Source organism: Nonomuraea sp. LPB2021202275-12-8, from assembly GCF_037044575.1.
Taxonomy (GTDB): Bacteria; Actinomycetota; Actinomycetes; order Streptosporangiales; family Streptosporangiaceae; genus Nonomuraea.
Window position 1 is genome coordinate 16,738 of the sequence record NZ_JBAHWD010000039.1, and the last position, 16,829, is coordinate 33,566.

Below are 16,829 nucleotides of genomic sequence, written 5' to 3' on the forward strand. Positions count from 1 at the left end.
TCTCGGCGAGCGATCTGGCGCAGGTGCGGTTCGCCGTCTCACCGATGTGGGAGGTCGCGCCCAGCTTCCGGCTGCTGAGGTCCAACACCGCGCACCCGGTCCACCGCCCCTGGACCGACCAGGTACGGCCGCGCATGGTGGCCGCCGGGCTGGACCGGGGCTGGCTCTCCGAGCTGATCCCGCCCACAGGCTACGTCCCCGACTTCCTCAACCCGGCCCCCGCCGGACCGGCCCCCACACCGGCGGCAGAATGGGAGGCGATCCGGGCCTCGCCCGCCGACCGGGTCCGCCAGGACCTCGACCACCTGGCCCGCCACCAGGGCAATCTCGGCCCGCGGCTGCGGACCCTGCGCGCCGACCCGCAGACCCACCTGGCCAAGGTCACCGAAGAGATCGAAACGTACTGGGAGCTGGCACTCGCCCCCTACTGGGCACGGATCCGGGCCGTGCTGGACGCCGACATCCTCCACCGGGCCCGCACTGTCGCCGAGCACGGCGCGGGCCGCCTCTTCAACGACCTGCACACTACGGTGAGCTGGGACGACAACGCGCTGCTGATGACCCGCCGAAAGCAGCCGCTGACCCGCAAGACGGCAGGTACAGGACTGCTGCTGATCCCCTCGGCCTTCACCGGACCGGGGCTGCGCACCCGGACGACGCTGCCGGATCCACCGCAACTCGTCTATCCGGCCCGCGGTGTCGGCTCCATATGGAATGCGCGGCCCGCCCCCCGAGCCGACGCCCTCGCCGCCGTACTCGGCCGCTCGCGGACCCTGCTCCTGGCCGAACTGGATACCCCCGCCTCCACCACACAGTTGGCCCACCGCACCGGACTCTCGCCGGCCGGGGTATCCCAATATCTCACCGCGCTGCGCAATGTGGGCCTGGTCAGCGCCCACCGCGCCGGCCGGTCCGTCCTCTACGCCCGCACCATGGCAGCCGAAACCCTCCTCAAGGCAGCATCCGCCTGAGATTCGGGTCACCCCCCGGAGGATTTCCGGAGCCGACCACTTGGAGCCTGCTGACAATGGATTTGGCCGCTGAGGCTGGGACCAGGGATGGCCTGGTCGAGGCCATCTGCGAGTGCACGCCGAGGTGACGCCATCCTCCGGAAGGAGGATGGCGTCCGCACGATCGGGCGATGCCGTGCGACCTCGTGCCCGGCCAGGCTCGGAGCATGACGGTGATCGAGGTCGAGGACCTCCGCAAGAACTATGGAAACACCCGGGCGGTCGACGGGGTGTCGTTCACGGTGGCGCAGGGAGAGACGTTCGGAGTCGTGGGCCACAACGGCGCGGGCAAGACCACCACGGTGGAATGCCTGGTCGGGCTGCGCAGGCCGGACTCGGGGACAGTACGCGTGCTCGGTGAGAACCCCGCGAGACGCCGCCGCGCCCTCGCCCAGCGCACAGGCGTGCAGCTCCAACAGGGTGAGCTGCCCGACCGGCTCAGGGTGGCCGAGGCCATGCGCCTGTTCGCGGCGTTCTACGATCGCCCGGACGACTGGCAGGCGGTGCTGAAGCGCTGGGGGCTCGGCCCGATCGCGAACAAGGCGTTCGGCGACCTGTCAGGTGGCCAGCAGCAGCGGCTCAAGCTCGCGATGGCCCTGGTAGGCGGCCCCGAACTGGTGGTGCTCGACGAGCTCACCACAGGCCTCGACCCCGTCGCCCGCCGCGAGACATGGACGCTCATCGGCGACCTCAAGGCCTCCGGTACCACGGCGGTGCTGGTGAGCCATTTCATGGACGAGGCCGAGGAACTGTGCGACCGGGTCGCCGTCTTCGGCAACGGCCGGATCATCGCGCTCGGCAGCCCCCGCGAGCTGATTGGCCGGACCGGGACCGGCTCTCTGGAGGAGGCGTACTTCGCGCTGTTGGGGGAGGGGCGATGAAGGCGTTCGCCCACCTGTCGGCGACGGAACTCAGGCTGTTGGCCAGGGACCCGGGCAGCCTGTTCTTCATGGTCGCCTTCCCGTTCATGCTTCTCGTGCTGAACGGCGGCAGCAACCAGCTCGAGATCCGCGTGCCCGGCTACCTGGCCATGATCCTGGCCATCGGCGGGATCACCGCGCTGCCCGCGACGCTGGCGACCTACCGGGAGCGGAAGGTGCTGCGCCGCCTCGCGACCACCCCAGTCTCGCCGTTCGTGCTGCTCACCGCGCAGATCGTGGCCCAGCTCTCGATGGCGCTCGCCGGGGCGGCCATCGTGATGGGGGTCGGCATGATCGGGTTCGGGGTGGACCCGCCCGCACATCCGGCCTGGCTGGCGCTGGCCTTCGTGCTGAGCGCGCTGATGTGCTACGCCATCGGGTTCGTGATCGCCGCCGTCGTGCCACGCGCACGGACCGCCGAGCTGATCGGGCTGCTGGTCATGTTTCCGATGATCTTCCTGGCCGGCGCGGCCATCCCCCGCGAAGGCGGGCCGGAGACGATGCACACGATCGGCGACTACCTGCCGCTCACCCACGCCGTGACCGCCCTGCGGGAGAGCTGGTCCGACGTCCCGACGCTGCCGCCCCTGCTGATTCTTTCGGGGATAATCGTCCTCGGCACCGCCGTGGCGGCTGCGCTGTTCCGCTGGGAGTGATCGGGCGATGGATGAGGCGGGCTGGGTCCGGGTCTTCCACCTGCTGTTCTACACCTGCCTCACGGTCGCCGCGACGATCGTGCTCCTGGAGGGAGGTCCTGATCCCGCCACGCTCGCGCTCACGGCACTGATGGCAGGCTGGTACGCGTTCTTCGTCGCGCGCAGGCCCGCTCTCCTCGAACGGCTCAATCCCATGGCCTGGCACCTGCTGGTGCTGATCGCGCTGCAGTTCGCGCTGATCAGGATGGATTCGGCGTACGAGACGACGCTGTTCGGCATGTTCGCACTGCCGTACCTCCTGCTGCCCGGGCGATGGGGCTACGCCGGCACGGTGATGCTCGTCTTCTCCTCATCCGCCGCGGGCGGGCTGATCGAGATGATCCCCCACGATCCGTCCGTCCTGGGACGCCTCGTGGGCAACATCATGCTGGCGACCGTCATGGGGCTGTTCGCCCGGGATCTCATCAGGCACAGCGAGCAGAACCGGGTGGTGGGCACGCTGGAGGAGCGGGCCAGACTGGCCAGGGAGATCCACGACACGCTCGCTCAGGGGTTCAGCGGGATCATCGCCCAGCTCGAGGCGGCCGAGCAGAGGATCGATGACCCGGACACCGTACGCAAGCGGATCTCGCTGGCCAAGCAGCTGGCCCGCGACAGCCTCAACGAGGCCCGGCGCTCCGTAGACGCCCTGCGCCCCGAGCCGCTGGAGCGGGCCGAGCTCCACGAGGCGCTGGCCGCGGTCGCCGAGCGCTGGTCCGCCGCCACTGGTGTGCTCGTGACTGTCTCGGTGGACGGCGAGCTGCGGCGGCTGCCGTCAGAAGTGGAGACGACGGTGCTGCGGGCGGCGCAGGAAGCGCTGGCGAACGTGGCCAGGCACGCGCGGGCCGGGCGCGCGGCGCTGACCCTGTCGTACATGGACGAGGAGGTCACGCTGGACGTGCTCGACGACGGGACGGGCTTCGACCCGGCCGCCGCCGGGGGTGGCTACGGGCTGATCGCCATGCGCGAGCGCGCCTCGCGATCGAGGGGTACGGTGACCGTGGAGTCGGCGCCGGGGGGAGGGACCGCGTTGTGCCTGAGCATCCCGTGCGCCTGATGATCGTCGACGACCATCCGGTGGTGCGCGACGGGCTGCGCGGCATCTTCCACGGCGTGCCCGACATCGAGGTGGTCGCCGAGGCCGCCGACGGACACCAGGCACTCGCCCAGACTCGGGCGACGCGTCCCGACGTGGTGCTGATGGACCTGCGCATGCCAGGGCTCGACGGGGTCGGCGCCATCGAGCGGCTGCGCTCGGAGCATCCGGAGGTCCACGTCATCGTGCTGACCACGTACGACACCGACGCGGACGTGTCGCGGGCGCTGGCCGCGGGCGTGGCGGGCTATCTGAACAGCGTCGGCCGCGTGGTGTCCAACCCTGATCATTCATGGGGTGGGCGTGTTGCCTGTCGGGGCGGCTGATTGGTCTCTGATTTGTCGGGGTATGGGCAGCGCCCTCCGAGATCCGGTCTGCCTCGGGGCGGCCAGGATCAGACCGTCGACCGTGGCCGGGACCGGCCGGGCCGCCACGCCGGATTCGCCCGGCAACCGCACGGGCCCGTGGCTGGAAAAGGTTTGGACGGGATGATGCTCGGGCTTGTAGCTTGCAGTTGACCGTGACACCGCCCGAGGAGGTGAGACCCATGAACGCTGTATCGATGTGGGTGCTCCCCCTTACCGTCACGGTCGGGCGATTGCCGTAGGTGTCGCCGGGAGCGCCTCGCCAACAAGGCACTCCCGAAAGGCAACACCTATGCACTCTCAGCAGGTCACCGCCGAGCCGCCGTCGAACGACAGGGGCGAGCGCGACTCCACGGTGGGCGACGTCCCCGGGCTCCGGTCGCCGGCCTCCGACGCCGATCGCGCGCCCCTCATGTTCGACGTGATCATCGCCGGGTGCGGGCCGACTGGCGCGATGCTGGCCGCCGAACTGCGGCTGCACGACGTGCGGGTACTCGTTCTGGAGAAGGAGACCGAGCCCAAGTCGTTCGTCCGCATAGTCGGTCTGCATATTCGCAGTCTCGAGCTGATGGCAATGCGCGGACTGCTGGATCGCATTCTCCAACACGGAAGACAGCGTCCGGCCGGCGGTTTCTTCGCCGCCATCGCCAAACCCGCGCCCAAGGGCCTGGATTCCGCGCACGCCTATCTGCTGGGCATCCCGCAGCCGGCCATCGAACGCCTCCTCGAAGAACATGCGATCGAACTGGGTGCGCAGGTCCGGCGCGGTTGTGCGGTGGCCGGTTTCGAGCAGGACGACGAGGGTGTGACCGTCGAGCTGGCCGACGGGGAACAGCTGCGTGCGCGCTATCTCGTCGGCTGTGACGGCGGGCGCAGTACGGTGCGCAAACTGCTCGGCGTCGGCTTCCCCGGCGAGCCCTCGCGGACCGAGACGCTGATGGGCGAGATGGAAGTGGGTGTGCCGCAGGAGGAGATCGCCGCCAAGGCGACCGAAATCAGCGAGACCCATAAGCCATTCTGGCTCAGACCCTTCGGCGAAGGGGTCTATAGCGTCGTCGTCCCCGCCGAGGGAGTCAGCGACCGTGCGGAACCGCCCACCCTCGAGGATTTCAAACAACAGTTGCGCACCATCGCCGGAACCGATTTCGGCGTGCACTCCCCGCGCTGGTTGTCCCGCTTCGGGGATGCCACCCGGCTGGCCGAACGTTATCGGGTCGGGCGGGTGCTGCTGGCCGGCGATGCGGCGCACATCCATCCACCCATCGGCGGTCAGGGCCTCAACCTGGGCGTGCAGGACGCATTCAACCTCGGCTGGAAACTGGCCGCACAGATCCGCGGCCGGGCGCCGGAAACACTGCTTGACACCTACCAGGCCGAACGTCGTCCGGTCGCCGAGGACGTGCTGGACAACACCCGCGCCCAGATGGAACTGCTGTCCACCGAACCGGGCCCGCAGGCCGTGCGCAGGCTGCTCACCGAACTGATGGACTTCGACGAGGTGAACCGCTATCTGATCGAGAAGATCACCGCGATCGGCATCCGCTACGACTTCGGCGAAGGCCCCGACCTGCTCGGCCGCCGTCTGCGCGACATCGACGTGAAACAGGGCCACCTCTACGGTCTGCTGCATCGCGGCCGCGGCCTGCTGCTGGACCGCACCGAACGCCTGACCGTCGGCGGCTGGTCAGACCGGGTCGATTACCTTGCGGATCCCACTGCGGAACTGGATGTCCCGTGCGTCCTGCTACGCCCCGACGGCCACGTAGCCTGGATCGGCGACGATCAGCAGGACCTGGACGACCACCTCTCCCGCTGGTTCGGCAAGCCCGCCGACTGATTTCGCCTGAGCAACCGAGAGGCCCGTGAGAAGGATCGGAACGGCCAGTAGCGACTGACCTCGGAAGGCTGGAGGCCGTGGCGGCAAGCAGGGTCACCACACCGGCAACGGCGCCCCGGCCCAGCGCCCGAGCCCCAAGACCGCTCTGTTTGACGCGGGTGGCCAGGAATCCCGCCAGCACCGCCAGCCCGGCCCATGCCCAGCCAGAGTCCAGCAGCACGCTCACAATCTCAATGAACGACCACCCGTTGGTCGTCGCTTCCCGGCTTTCCAGATCCACAGATAGACGGGCTACGGCATTGGCCAGGGAGGTCGCCGCGCCAAACACCGCGCCGGCCGCCAGGACGCCCACCAGGCTTATCCAGCCGGGTCGCGGATTGTCGATCATGGACGGCATTCTGCCGAACCAGGTCGTGGCGGGCAATCGGAACGAAACCGGAGCAGATTCCCATCGGGGACATGAGCGGGCATATGCCGGGGCCCTGCGGGCTCGGTCCCGCTGCAGCTCATGGACATAAGCAAATACATACGCATCCAGCAGTACGTGAACCGGCGCAGCTGCCACGGCCAGCCTACTTGCCTGACGTGGTGCGACATGAGGCCGCACTCGATGAGCAGCTATGACAGGAGGTCCGGCATGAAGCCGTGATCATAGCTCGGACCAGTGTCCAAGATCCGTCCCCACTCTGACGTGCGTCGCGGGTAACTGCGGGGTGCGGAGCTCAGAGGAAAAGCCCAAGAGCACCCGATCCGTCCGGGGGCCACAGGCGAGGGGAAGGCCGAAAGGACGAGCGAAAGCAAACCCTTGTTTCAAAGCCTCGTGAGGCAAAGCTCCCCGAGACGGCTTTCAAGTTCGGGGCTAACAGGGACTGGCCGCGAGAATCGGCAGGCGGCGGAGGCTGCATATGGCTGACGTGAGGACACCGCCGTCCCCGGGGCAGAGGGCGTCCGACCCGGCCGCATCTCATGAGTGCGGAACATGGCAACCCCGACAGGGTCCCCATCCAGGTGGGGTAGGCCGACCGTGAGGAGAGCTGAATTCCCTGGCGGGCACAGGATGCCCAAGAAGCGAACGCCGGCGGCCGAAAGGCAGCGGGAAAGCGGAGCGCAAGGCCTCTACCTCGGGCCGCCCCGTATAACCGGCCGGATACCGGGCCTTGCTCGCCCGGCCCCGAAAGGGGTGCTGACGTGGGCAGGTGAGCCTTTGACGACGAAGCGACAAGGTCGCCGGAACCGAGGGACAAGTTGGATGCCGTCGCGGTGAACGGACCCGAGGACCTGCCCTTGTCCCTGGACGGAAATGGATGGGATGCCATCCATTGGCCGAGCCAGGACAAGCAGGTACAGCAGCTGCGCCGCAGGATCTTCAAGGCGACTCAGGAGCAGGATTGGCCCAAGGTCAGGAACCTGCAGAAGCTGATGCTGCGCAGCCGCGCCAACACGCTCGTGAGCGTGCGGCAGGTCGCGCAGCAGAACGCCGGGCGCAAGACGCCAGGGATCGACGGGCAGGTCGCGCTGACCTCGCCCACCAGGGCCGAGCTGGCCGTGCAAGTGCACGCCTCGATCGGAACCTGGCGGCCCCGTGCAGTCAAGCGCGTGCACATACCGAAGGCCCGTGACAGAACCAAGCTCCGGCCGCTGGGCATTCCCGTGCTGGCAGATCGATGCCACCAGGCGCGGGTACGCAACGCGCTGGAACCCGAGTGGGAGGCGCGGTTCGAACCGCGCTCCTACGGGTTCCGGCCCGGTCGGGGCTGCCATGACGCGATTGGGGCGATCTTCCAGACGCTGTGTCTCAGGACTACGAGACGGCTCTGGATCCTCGACGCGGACCTGGCTGCAGCGTTCGACCGGATCGACCACGATTACCTGTTGTCCATGATTGGGTCGTTCCCCGCTCGAGGGCTGATCCGTGAGTGGCTGAAGGCGGGAGTGTTCGAGAAGGGCAAGGGGTTCGCTCCGACACCGGAGGGCACACCCCAGGGCGGCGTAATCTCGCCGCTCTTGCTGAACGTCGCACTTCACGGGCTAGAGGAAGCCGCAGGAGTCCGCTACTCGAAAGAGACGACGCGACTCGGACAGGCCAGCCCGGCAGTGATCAGATATGCCGACGACCTGGTCGCCTGCTGCTTCTCGAAGCAGCAGGCCGAACAGGTCAAGGCACGGCTCGCCGCATGGCTGAAGCCCCGGGGACTGGCCTTCAATGAGGACAAGACGCGCATCGTCCACGCCTCGGAAGGGTTCGATTTTCTGGGGATGAACGTCCGCCGCTACGCGGGCGGCAAGCTACTGATCAAACCGAGCAAGGCTGCCATCAAGAGGATCCGGGAACGGCTCGCCAAGGAACTACGCTCTCTGCGCGGGGCCAACTCGACGAGGGTGATCGCTCGGCTCAACCCCATCATCAGGGGTTGGGCCGCCTACTACCGGACGGTGGTCTCGGCCAAGGTGTTCAAGTCCTTGGACCACTACCTGTGGACGCTCACCTACCGGTGGGCGCTTCGAACCCACCGCAACAGGCCACCCCGCTGGATCGTTGATCGGCACTACGGAAAGTTCAACAAGTTCCGCAACGACCGCTGGGTGTTCGGCAACCCGGAAACGGGTGCCTACCTGCTGAAATTCTCTTGGGCAAAGATCGAACGACACACCATGGTCAGAGGGCGGGCGTCCCCAGACGACCCCACCCTGGACGACTACTGGACTGCGCGGCGCCGACGGGTGAAACCCCCGCTCGACGCCTACACCATCAGGGTGCTCGACCGGCAAGACGCGCGCTGCGTGCTCTGCGGAGAACACCTCTTATCTCCCGAACAACCCCCGCAAGGACCGGATGAATGGGAGAGATGGTGGCTTCAGGTAGCACGAAAGGCGATCTCACAAGATCACCTCGTCTACCACGGAAGCCGCGGCCCAAAGGGTGACGTCCGATCACACCTTGTGCACACCTCATGCCACCGGAGTCTCATGTCCCGGGAACGCATGAGGACGGCCAAGCCCTCCCGAGCGTCCGCGGGGCTTGCTTGAGCCGTGTGCTGCGACGAGCAGCAAGCACGGTTCTGAGGGGGCCGGGGCGCAGCAATGCGCTCCGGCTACCCGACCCTGACAGACCTTCACCCGGCTGACCAGCCAGTTCACTTGAGAACCCCTGGATGACGGCCGTCGGAGCTGCGTGACCGGCGTATCGACCCCGGACTACATCGAGTGGAGTACCCCGAGGGTGGCCAGGCAGCGGATGCGCGCGCCGGGTCGGTTGAGGAGAGTGTTTGCAGGAGGCCCGCGGCCTTCGGGGTGCCACTGCAGAGCCGAGCCGACCAGGGACGAGGGGCGGGAAACGACATGCCAGGAGGGACAGACACGGACCAGCGGGCGTTGGGGGCGCTGCTGCGGCGCTGGCGGGAGCGCGCATTACTCACTCAGGAGGACGTGGCCGAGCGTTCCGGGCTCAGTGTCCGAACCGTCCGACGGTTGGAGGGAGATGGACTACCGCGCGCCCGCAGCACGTCGTTACGGCTTTTGGCCGAGGCACTGGGCCTGGACCGCGCGGACCGGGCGAGGATGGCGGCCATTGCCCGTGGTACGGCCCGGGTCACCGGGCACGACTGGACCGGCCATTCTGCGCCGGCGCCGGAGAGGGGCGGGCGCACGCGGACGCGCGACGGTCTCGCCCGCGCGCACGACGCGCTTGGTCACGCCGAGCATGCCTGCCGGGATGGACGTGAGGCCTTGAGTGTCCTCATCGCCGATTCTCTTGCGTCAACGCAGGAGAATCTCTCGGACGAGGTCCTTTGAGTGGCGCAGCCAAGCAGCCCCCTGGACGTTGACGTTGCCCTCGTCCCGCATTCCGCCGTCCTTCGCTGCGCGTTTGCCGCCGAGGGCCTCTTGCGCGACGGCATCCCCGACCGAACCGATGTGTGGGCGGACGAGACATCCGCAGCGCGGTTCTGACCGCGGCAGCGTCGGCCATCGCTATGTGGCCAGCGGTACTCCCACACCGCCACCGCTGGCCGTCAGCTTTGCCTCAACCCCCAACCTGTACAAGAGGCGCTTGACCTGGGGCGAGCCGCGCAGACGACGGCCGAGTGAAAGGCCGGGCACGCGCCCAGATCGGGGATCGAAGGGACGATCAGCCAAGCCGTCGCGGTCACCGAGATCCGCCGCGCCCGCTATATCGGCCTGGACAAGACCCGGCTCGAGCACCTCCAGGGGGAAACGGTGTGGTGTGCGGCCCCCGGTGCAGGCTCGACGGACTCGTCGCCGCCGCCGACGCCCGCATCCGCCCGCTGGCCGGCAAGGACCGCGGCACCCTCGCCGCCATCAAGACCACCATGTTCGCCCCCGCCGTCACCGCGCTGCGCGACACCCGGACCGCGGCCGTCTGACCTCCTCCCCCGCACTCACGCGCGCAGGACGTCGTTGGTGCCCGCGTGCCTGGCCGGGGAGCGTCACCTTGGCGGGCCCGGCCACGGTGAGGGTGAGGAGGTCATCAGGGGGAGGCTCCCCGGCTGAGCGGGGTCATCTGCCGGGGATCAATCCGTTCGCCGCAGCAGGGGCAGGTCAGGGCCGGGGCGATGATCTCGCCGCAGCTTTGGTGGCGCAGGGTGAGCGGCGGGCCGTCCTCGCCCGCCATCCAGCGGTCGCCCCAGCCGGCGATCGAGATGATCACCGGATAGAGGTCGAGGCCCTTGGCGGTCAGCCTGTACTCATACCTGGGCGGCCGCTCGCTGTAGGGGCGCCGATCGAGGATCTCATGCTCGACCAGGATGCCAAGCCGGTCGGCCAGCAGATGCCGGGAGAGCCCGAGGTCGTTCTGAAAGTCCTCGAAACGCCGCACGCCCAGGAAGGCGTCGCGCAACACGAGCAGGGTCCAGCGGTCACCGATCACCGACAGGGTGCGGGCGATCGAGCAGTCGACATCCCCGATGTCCTTCCAGCGCATGCCGGCAGTCTATTGAGTTCTTTTCCGGAACTGAATAAGTTCTAAAAGGGAACTCAGTCGGTGTCGAAAGGACTGACCATGGACGAGTGGCGGCCGAGCGCCTGCATCCTGTGCGAATGCAACTGCGGTGTCGAGATCTTGGTCGGCCCGTCCGGATCGTTCGACAAGATCCGCGGCGACAAGCTGCATCCGGCCTCCCAGGGCTACACCTGCAACAAGGCGCTGCGGCTCGACCGCTACCAGAACGGGCGTACCGAACGGCTGACGCGCCCCTTGCGCAGGCGGCCCGACGGCACCTTCGAGGAGATCTCCTGGGAGAGCGCCATCGGCGAGGTGGCCACCCGGCTCGGCGCGCTGCCCGGAGAGTCGATCTTCTACTACGGGGGCGGCGGACAGGGCAACCACCTGGGCGGGGCCTATGCCGCGGCGACGATGAAGGCCTTCGGCGCCAAATACCGCTCCAGCGCCCTGGCCCAGGAGAAGACCGGCGAGTTCTGGGTGAGCGCCCGCATGCTCGGCGCGCCGACCCGCTCCGACTTCGAGCACTGCGAGGTCGCGGTGTTCGTCGGCAAGAACCCCTACCAGTCCCATGGATTTCCCCGGGCCCGCACGGTGCTCAAGGAGATCGGCAAGGACCCGGCACGGTCGATGATCGTCATCGACCCGGTCCGGACCGAGACCGCCGAGCTGGCCGACTTCCACCTGCAGGTACGGCCCGGCACCGACGTCTACCTGTTGACCGCGATGGCCGCCGTCCTCGTCCAGGAGAAGCTGATCGACGAGGACTGGCTCGCGGAGCACGCCGACGGGCTGGCCGAGGTTCGAAAAACGCTGTCGGGTGTGTCGGTGAGCCGCTACTGCGCGACGGCCGGTGTCGAGGAGGACCTGGTCCGGGCGGCCTCGCGCAGGATCGCCTCGGCGTCCTCGGTGGCGGTCACCGAGGACCTGGGCGTGCAGATGAACCGCGACTCCACCGTGGTCTCCTACCTCCAGCGGCTGCTGTGGCTCCTGACCGGCAACCTCGGCAAGCAGGGCGCACAGTACGCCTTCTCCAACCTGGCGTCGATCGCCCGGGATCGCGGGCACAAGGTCGGCGAGGGGCCGGTCAGCCCGGTCGCCGGAGCGAAGATCATCAGCGGGCTGGTGCCCTGCAACGTGATCGCCGAGGAGATCCTCACAGACCATCCGGCCCGCTACCGGGCGATGCTGGTGGAGAGCGCGAACCCGGCACACTCCCTGGCCGACTCGGTGGCCATGCGTTCCGCATTGGAGGCCTTGGACCTGTTGGTCGTCATCGACGTCGCGATGACCGAGACCGCACGGCTCGCCGACTACGTGCTCCCCGCGCCGACCCAGTTCGAAAAGTGGGAGGCGACGTTCTTCACCTTCGACTTCCCGCGCAACATCTTCCATCTGCGCCGGCCGGTCGTGGACCCGCCGGACGGGCCGCTGCCCGAGCCGGAGATCCACGCGCGGCTGGTGGAGGCCTCAGGCGCGCTGACCGCAGAGGTCGTCGAGCCACTACGGCAAGCAGCCACCCAGGGGCGTGCGGCGTTCGCCGAGGCGTTCTTGAACACCCTCGGCGCGCAACCGCAGCTCGCCCGGCTGGCTCCGGTCCTGCTCTACCGCACGCTCGGGCCGACGCTGCCCGACGGCGCCGCCGCCGCGGCGGTGCTGTGGGGCGCGGCGCACGGCTTCGTCCAGGAAAACCCCGCCGGAGTGAAGCAGGCAGGCTACGGCGAAGGCATGGAAGCCGGTGAGCGGCTCTTCGACGCCATCATCTCCAGCCCGCACGGCCTGGTCACCACCGACGACGCCCAAGAGGAGACCTGGCGGCGCCTGAAGGGCCGGCGCATTCAGCTTCACATCCCCGAGCTCCTCGCCGAGGTGGCCGAGCTCGCCGACCGGCCCGAACCTGCCGACGACCGGGAATGGCCGTTCGTGCTGTCGGCCGGCGAACGGCGCGCCTTCACCGCCAACACGATCATCCGAGACCCGGACTGGCGCAAACGCGACATCGACGGGGCGTTGCGCATCGCGACCTCTGACGCCGAACGCCTGGGATTGGCCACCGGCGACCGGGCGATACTGACCACCCGGCGCGGCAGCGTCGAGGTCGTCGTGGAACTCACCGACCGGATGCGCCCCGGGCACATCTCGCTGCCCAACGGCTTCGGGGTCGACCATCTGGACCCCGAAGCCGGCCGGGTCGTCACCGGGATCGCGCTCAACGAGCTCACCTCAAGCCAAGACCGCGACACCTACGCGGGAACGCCCTGGCACAAGCACGTGGCCGCACGGCTCGCGGCGCTCACCGAACCTCGATGAGGTCACTCGAAGAGAGGCACCCGCGCACCGTCCGGGAGGCGATGATACGCACCGCCAAGCTACATCCGGTCCAGACGACCGTCGCCGACGCATCGGTCGCGTTGGAAAACGAGCACGTCCATCTACTGTTGCTGGTCGAAGGGGCGACGCTGCGCGGAACGCTTGAGCGGCGCGACCTCATCGAGGCTCCCCGCGGCGCGCCCGCGCTGCGGTTCGCGCGATTGAGCGGACGCACGATCGGGCCGGATGAGAGTCTCGCCCGGGTGCACGCGGCCATGGTCTCCTGCGGCCGGCGCCGCCTCGCCGTCGTGGATCCCGATGGTGCTCTCCTGGGCCTGCTGTGCTTGAAGTCAAAGCAAACAGGATTCTGTACCGACCAGGGGGTAGCTTCCCGATCCTCCTAGTCTAGCCGGGCCTACGTCCAGCCCCAGCGGGGCACCTCCCGCAGCGGGTGCAGCTCGTCGTCGGTCTCCGCGTGGGAGTTCTGCACGGCCACCTGCGTGCCGAACTCCACGTGGGAGCGCAGCGCCGCCCTGAACGGCTCGTCATCGGGCAGTCCGGCCTGGTCGGCGGCCGTCATGTACAGCTCGACGAATCGCCTGCCCTGCTCCTCTTCGATCCGCAGGCCCCGATGGGCGTCGATGAGCAGCGGGAAGCCGCCCATCCTCGCGGAGAAGGTGTCGGGGCCGCCGAAGGTCTCGGCCGTGAAGGCGGTCAGGTTGTCGACGTGACCCGCCTTGCCCTCGCCGAACAGCGGCTGAAGCAGCGGGTCGGCTAGGAGACCGCGGTAGAAGATCTCGATGAACCTGCGCAGTCCCTCTTCGCCGCCCGCGTGCTCGTATAAGGATCTCTCCATGCTTACATGATTACATAGCTATGGGGCAGGACCAAATCGGTGGACGACTCGTGTGTGAGACGTCCAGGGCCCGGTCCGGGTTCACAGCCGCGTCATGGCCACATCCGCTGACCCCGCTGTTCCGGCTCCACGTCCGCCCGTATGGCGAGGTACGGCTGGATCTGGGCGCGAGTTTGAGCATCGGGAGCATCTGATGACAGCGCCACGACGTCCCTTGCAGCCGATCTCGTGGTGGACCGTCGTCATCGGCGTCGCCGCCGTCGTCACCGCCATGTGGGCATCGACCACCTGGCTGCTGGCCGAGGCAGACAGAGCCCCACCAGGCGCAAGAGGCGGCCTGCGCATCGACGCGATCCGCACCGGGCTCAGCGTGGGCGATGGTTCGCCGCCGACCGCGGCGGTGTAGCGGCCGACGAGCAGGGAAGTGACGGCCCGATCGAGGTGATCGACGAGCCAGGTGAAGGCGTGACCGCCCCCGTGGGCCCGCGCGCAATCTGGTGCCCGTACAGACCCAGAGTGGCCTGGCCATTGACGCGATGCCAACCGGCCGCTCGGTCACATGCCGGCGATAAGCTTGTCCACCCGCTCGTCGACGCTGCGGAACGGGTCCTTGCACAGGACGGTGCGCTGGGCCTGGTCGTTCAGCTTGAGGTGCACCCAGTCGACGGTGAAGTCGCGCCGCTTCTCCTGCGCCTTGCGGATGAATTCGCCGCGCAGCCGCGCCCGGGTGGTCTGCGGCGGCACCGACTTGGCCTCGAAGATCTTGATGTCGGAGGCCACCCGCTCCACCGCGCCGCGGCGCTGCAGCAGGTAGAACAGGCCCCGCTTGCGGTGCACGTCGTGGTAGGCGAGGTCGAGCTGCGCCACCCTGGGCGACGACAGCGGCAGGTCGTACTTCTTCCGGTAGCGCTCGATGAGCTGGTATTTCGTCACCCAGTCGATCTCCCGCGACACCAGGTCGAGGTCGCCGGTGTCGACCGCGCGCAGCGTGCGCTCCCACAGCTCCAGCACCCGGTGCGCGATCGCGTCGCCGCCGCGGCGCTCGACGAAGTCCCTGGCCTTCGACAGGTACTCCTGCTGGATCTCCAGGGCGGAGGCCTCGCGCCCGTTGGCCAGGCGCACCCGCCGCCGCCCGGTCATGTCGTGGGAGACCTCGCGGATCGCCCGGATCGGGTTCTCCAGCGACATGTCGCGCATCACCGTGCCCGCCTCGATCATGCGCAGCACCAGGTCGGTGGCGCCGACCTTGAGCAGCATCGTGGTCTCGCTCATGTTGGAGTCGCCGACGATCACGTGCAGCCGGCGAAACCGCTCGGCGTCACCGTGCGGCTCGTCCCGGGTGTTGATGATCGGCCGGGACCGGGTGGTGGCCGACGACACGCCCTCCCAGATGTGCTCGGCGCGTTGCGAGACGCAGTAGACCGCGCCGCGCGGGGTCTGCAGCACCTTGCCCGCCCCGCAGATGATCTGCCGCGTCACCAGGAACGGGATCAGCACGTCGGCCAGCCGCCCGAACTCGCCGTGCCGGCCCACACAGTAGTTCTCGTGACAGCCGTAGGAGTTGCCGGCCGAGTCGGTGTTGTTCTTGAACAGGTAGATATCACCCGCGATGCCCTCCTCGCGCAGCCGCTTCTCGGCGTCGACGAGCAGGCCCTCCAGGATGCGCTCCCCCGCCTTGTCATGCGTGACCAGCTCGATCACGCTGTCGCACTCGGGCGTGGCGTACTCGGGATGGCTGCCGACGTCCAGGTACAGACGGGCGCCGTTGGGCAGGAACACATTGCTCGACCGGCCCCAGGACACGACCCGCCGGAACAGGTACCGGGCCACCTCGTCAGGGGACAGCCTGCGCTGTCCCCTGAACGTGCAGGTCACGCCGTACTCGTTCTCCAGGCCGAAGATGCGACGATCCATTGCCTCACGCTACTCCCCCGTCACGGTCTCGCCCAGGTCGTCCAGCTGGTCGGTGAGGACCTGGTGTCGGCGTCGAAGGGTACGAACGCCGGCCGTCGGATCCGGCGTCCGGAACAGCGGAACAGCGGAACAGCCATTATCGTGAGACCGATCTTGCTCGTAGTTGCTATGAACTGGCCAAACGCTCGGTGATGTCGTTCCGCTGGTGGTGCGCGCGGACGGCGGCGTGCGGTCGCTGGCCGATCTGGCCGGACGTCCGGTCGCGATGGGCGCGAACGGGTCCGGCGTCACGGTGTTCAGCACCCGGCTGTTCGCCCGGGCCGCGGTTCCCGTGGCCGCCAGGAACCTCCTGCTCGGGGAAGCGATCAACGCGCTGGTGGCGCACGAGGTCGACGCGCTGCTCTGGTCGGGCGGGACTCCACGCCGGCGCTGACGGACCTGAACCGCACCACCGCGATCACCCTCCTCCCGCTCGACGCCCACCTGCCGGCGCTGCGGGCGGGCTACGGCCCGGTGTACGACCAGGTCCACGTCCCGGCGCAGGCATATCAGGGAGTTGGCGAACTGCGCACGATCGGCGTTGCCACCCTCCTGCTGGCGGCGCCTTTCCCTGCCCGACGACGTCGCGGCCGCCGCGGCGCGCGTGCTGGTCGGCCACGCCGCCGACCTCGTGCCGGCGCCCGCGGTGGGGACGCAGTTCCTCGACGTCCGGACACTGATCGGCACGGGCAAGGTGGCGCTGCACCCCGGGCCGCGCCGACCTACCGTGCCCTTCACAGGTAGGAGCACGGCTCCATCCGAAGGGGGATGCGCGTAGTGCCGGGGCGCTGCCAGGGTCGGAAGCAAGCGTCCGCTGGGCCGCCCCGATC

The 16,829-nt window shown here is 68.5% G+C and carries 17 protein-coding genes; 14 read left to right on the forward strand and 3 right to left on the reverse strand.

From position 1 onward, the window contains the following. Positions 1-44 precede the first annotated feature (44 nt). From V5E28_RS41480 to V5E28_RS41515, 9 genes are all read left to right on the forward strand, one after another. Positions 45-971 (forward strand): ArsR/SmtB family transcription factor, encoded by a 927-nt coding sequence (locus V5E28_RS41480; protein WP_336215382.1) that lies wholly within the window; start codon positions 45-47, stop codon positions 969-971. A 206-nt stretch (positions 972-1,177) separates the two neighbouring features. Continuing rightward, positions 1,178-1,891, forward strand: a complete 714-nt coding sequence (locus V5E28_RS41485; protein ID WP_336215384.1) for an ABC transporter ATP-binding protein — start codon at positions 1,178-1,180, stop codon at positions 1,889-1,891. Then, positions 1,888-2,586 (forward strand): ABC transporter permease, encoded by a 699-nt coding sequence (locus V5E28_RS41490; protein WP_336215385.1) that lies wholly within the window; start codon positions 1,888-1,890, stop codon positions 2,584-2,586. The genes V5E28_RS41485 and V5E28_RS41490 overlap by 4 nt, the downstream gene beginning before the upstream one ends. A 7-nt stretch (positions 2,587-2,593) precedes the next feature. After that, the gene (locus V5E28_RS41495; protein WP_336215387.1) at positions 2,594-3,682 is read left to right on the forward strand and encodes a sensor histidine kinase; all 1,089 of its coding nucleotides are present in this window, start codon (positions 2,594-2,596) and stop codon (positions 3,680-3,682) included. Continuing rightward, positions 3,658-4,047 carry a response regulator gene (locus V5E28_RS41500; RefSeq protein ID WP_336215388.1) on the forward strand — a complete coding sequence of 130 codons (390 nt, stop codon included), beginning with the start codon at positions 3,658-3,660 and terminating at the stop codon, positions 4,045-4,047. Before V5E28_RS41495 ends, V5E28_RS41500 begins: the two co-directional genes overlap by 25 nt. A gap of 451 nt (positions 4,048-4,498) precedes the next feature. Further along, on the forward strand, positions 4,499-5,923 hold the full coding sequence (gene rox / locus V5E28_RS41505) for a rifampin monooxygenase (protein WP_336215477.1): 1,425 nt from the start codon (positions 4,499-4,501) through the stop codon (positions 5,921-5,923). 1,245 nt (positions 5,924-7,168) lie between these two features. Then, on the forward strand, positions 7,169-8,950 hold the full coding sequence (ltrA, locus tag V5E28_RS41510) for a group II intron reverse transcriptase/maturase (protein ID WP_336215390.1): 1,782 nt from the start codon (positions 7,169-7,171) through the stop codon (positions 8,948-8,950). Between the two features lie 312 nt (positions 8,951-9,262). Beyond that, complete coding sequence (locus V5E28_RS49795; protein ID WP_442945949.1) at positions 9,263-9,715, forward strand: helix-turn-helix domain-containing protein; 453 nt, start codon at positions 9,263-9,265, stop codon at positions 9,713-9,715. Positions 9,716-10,143: 428 nt separating this feature from the next. After that, positions 10,144-10,305, forward strand: a complete 162-nt coding sequence (locus V5E28_RS41515) for a hypothetical protein (protein WP_336215391.1) — start codon at positions 10,144-10,146, stop codon at positions 10,303-10,305. Between the two features lie 104 nt (positions 10,306-10,409). Here the strand turns inward: V5E28_RS41515 and V5E28_RS41520 are convergent, their stop codons facing one another. Further along, positions 10,410-10,862: a winged helix-turn-helix transcriptional regulator gene (locus V5E28_RS41520; RefSeq protein ID WP_336215392.1), complete on the reverse strand. Its 453-nt coding sequence runs from the start codon at positions 10,860-10,862 to the stop codon at positions 10,410-10,412. Positions 10,863-10,940: 78 nt separating this feature from the next. On the opposite strand from V5E28_RS41520, the gene V5E28_RS41525 reads away from it, so the two are divergent. Beyond that, positions 10,941-13,190, forward strand: a complete 2,250-nt coding sequence (locus V5E28_RS41525) for a molybdopterin-dependent oxidoreductase (RefSeq protein ID WP_336215394.1) — start codon at positions 10,941-10,943, stop codon at positions 13,188-13,190. 41 nt (positions 13,191-13,231) lie between these two features. After that, positions 13,232-13,594, forward strand: a complete 363-nt coding sequence (locus tag V5E28_RS41530) for a hypothetical protein (protein ID WP_336215396.1) — start codon at positions 13,232-13,234, stop codon at positions 13,592-13,594. An 11-nt stretch (positions 13,595-13,605) separates the two neighbouring features. Here the strand turns inward: V5E28_RS41530 and V5E28_RS41535 are convergent, their stop codons facing one another. Next, positions 13,606-14,046, reverse strand: a complete 441-nt coding sequence (locus V5E28_RS41535) for a group II truncated hemoglobin (protein ID WP_336215398.1) — start codon at positions 14,044-14,046, stop codon at positions 13,606-13,608. Between the two features lie 193 nt (positions 14,047-14,239). Here V5E28_RS41535 and V5E28_RS41540 point away from each other — a divergent pair, with 193 nt between their 5' ends. Beyond that, positions 14,240-14,452 (forward strand): hypothetical protein, encoded by a 213-nt coding sequence (locus tag V5E28_RS41540; RefSeq protein WP_336215400.1) that lies wholly within the window; start codon positions 14,240-14,242, stop codon positions 14,450-14,452. Positions 14,453-14,601: 149 nt separating this feature from the next. Here the strand turns inward: V5E28_RS41540 and pafA are convergent, their stop codons facing one another. Next, positions 14,602-15,960, reverse strand: a complete 1,359-nt coding sequence (gene pafA / locus V5E28_RS41545; protein ID WP_336215401.1) for a Pup--protein ligase — start codon at positions 15,958-15,960, stop codon at positions 14,602-14,604. A gap of 205 nt (positions 15,961-16,165) precedes the next feature. Here pafA and V5E28_RS41550 point away from each other — a divergent pair, with 205 nt between their 5' ends. Beyond that, on the forward strand, positions 16,166-16,393 hold the full coding sequence (locus V5E28_RS41550) for a TAXI family TRAP transporter solute-binding subunit (protein WP_336215403.1): 228 nt from the start codon (positions 16,166-16,168) through the stop codon (positions 16,391-16,393). Positions 16,394-16,516: 123 nt separating this feature from the next. After that, positions 16,517-16,777, forward strand: coding sequence for a hypothetical protein (locus tag V5E28_RS41555; RefSeq protein WP_336215404.1), 261 nt, complete (start codon positions 16,517-16,519; stop codon positions 16,775-16,777). The last annotated feature ends 52 nt before the right edge of the window (positions 16,778-16,829 follow it).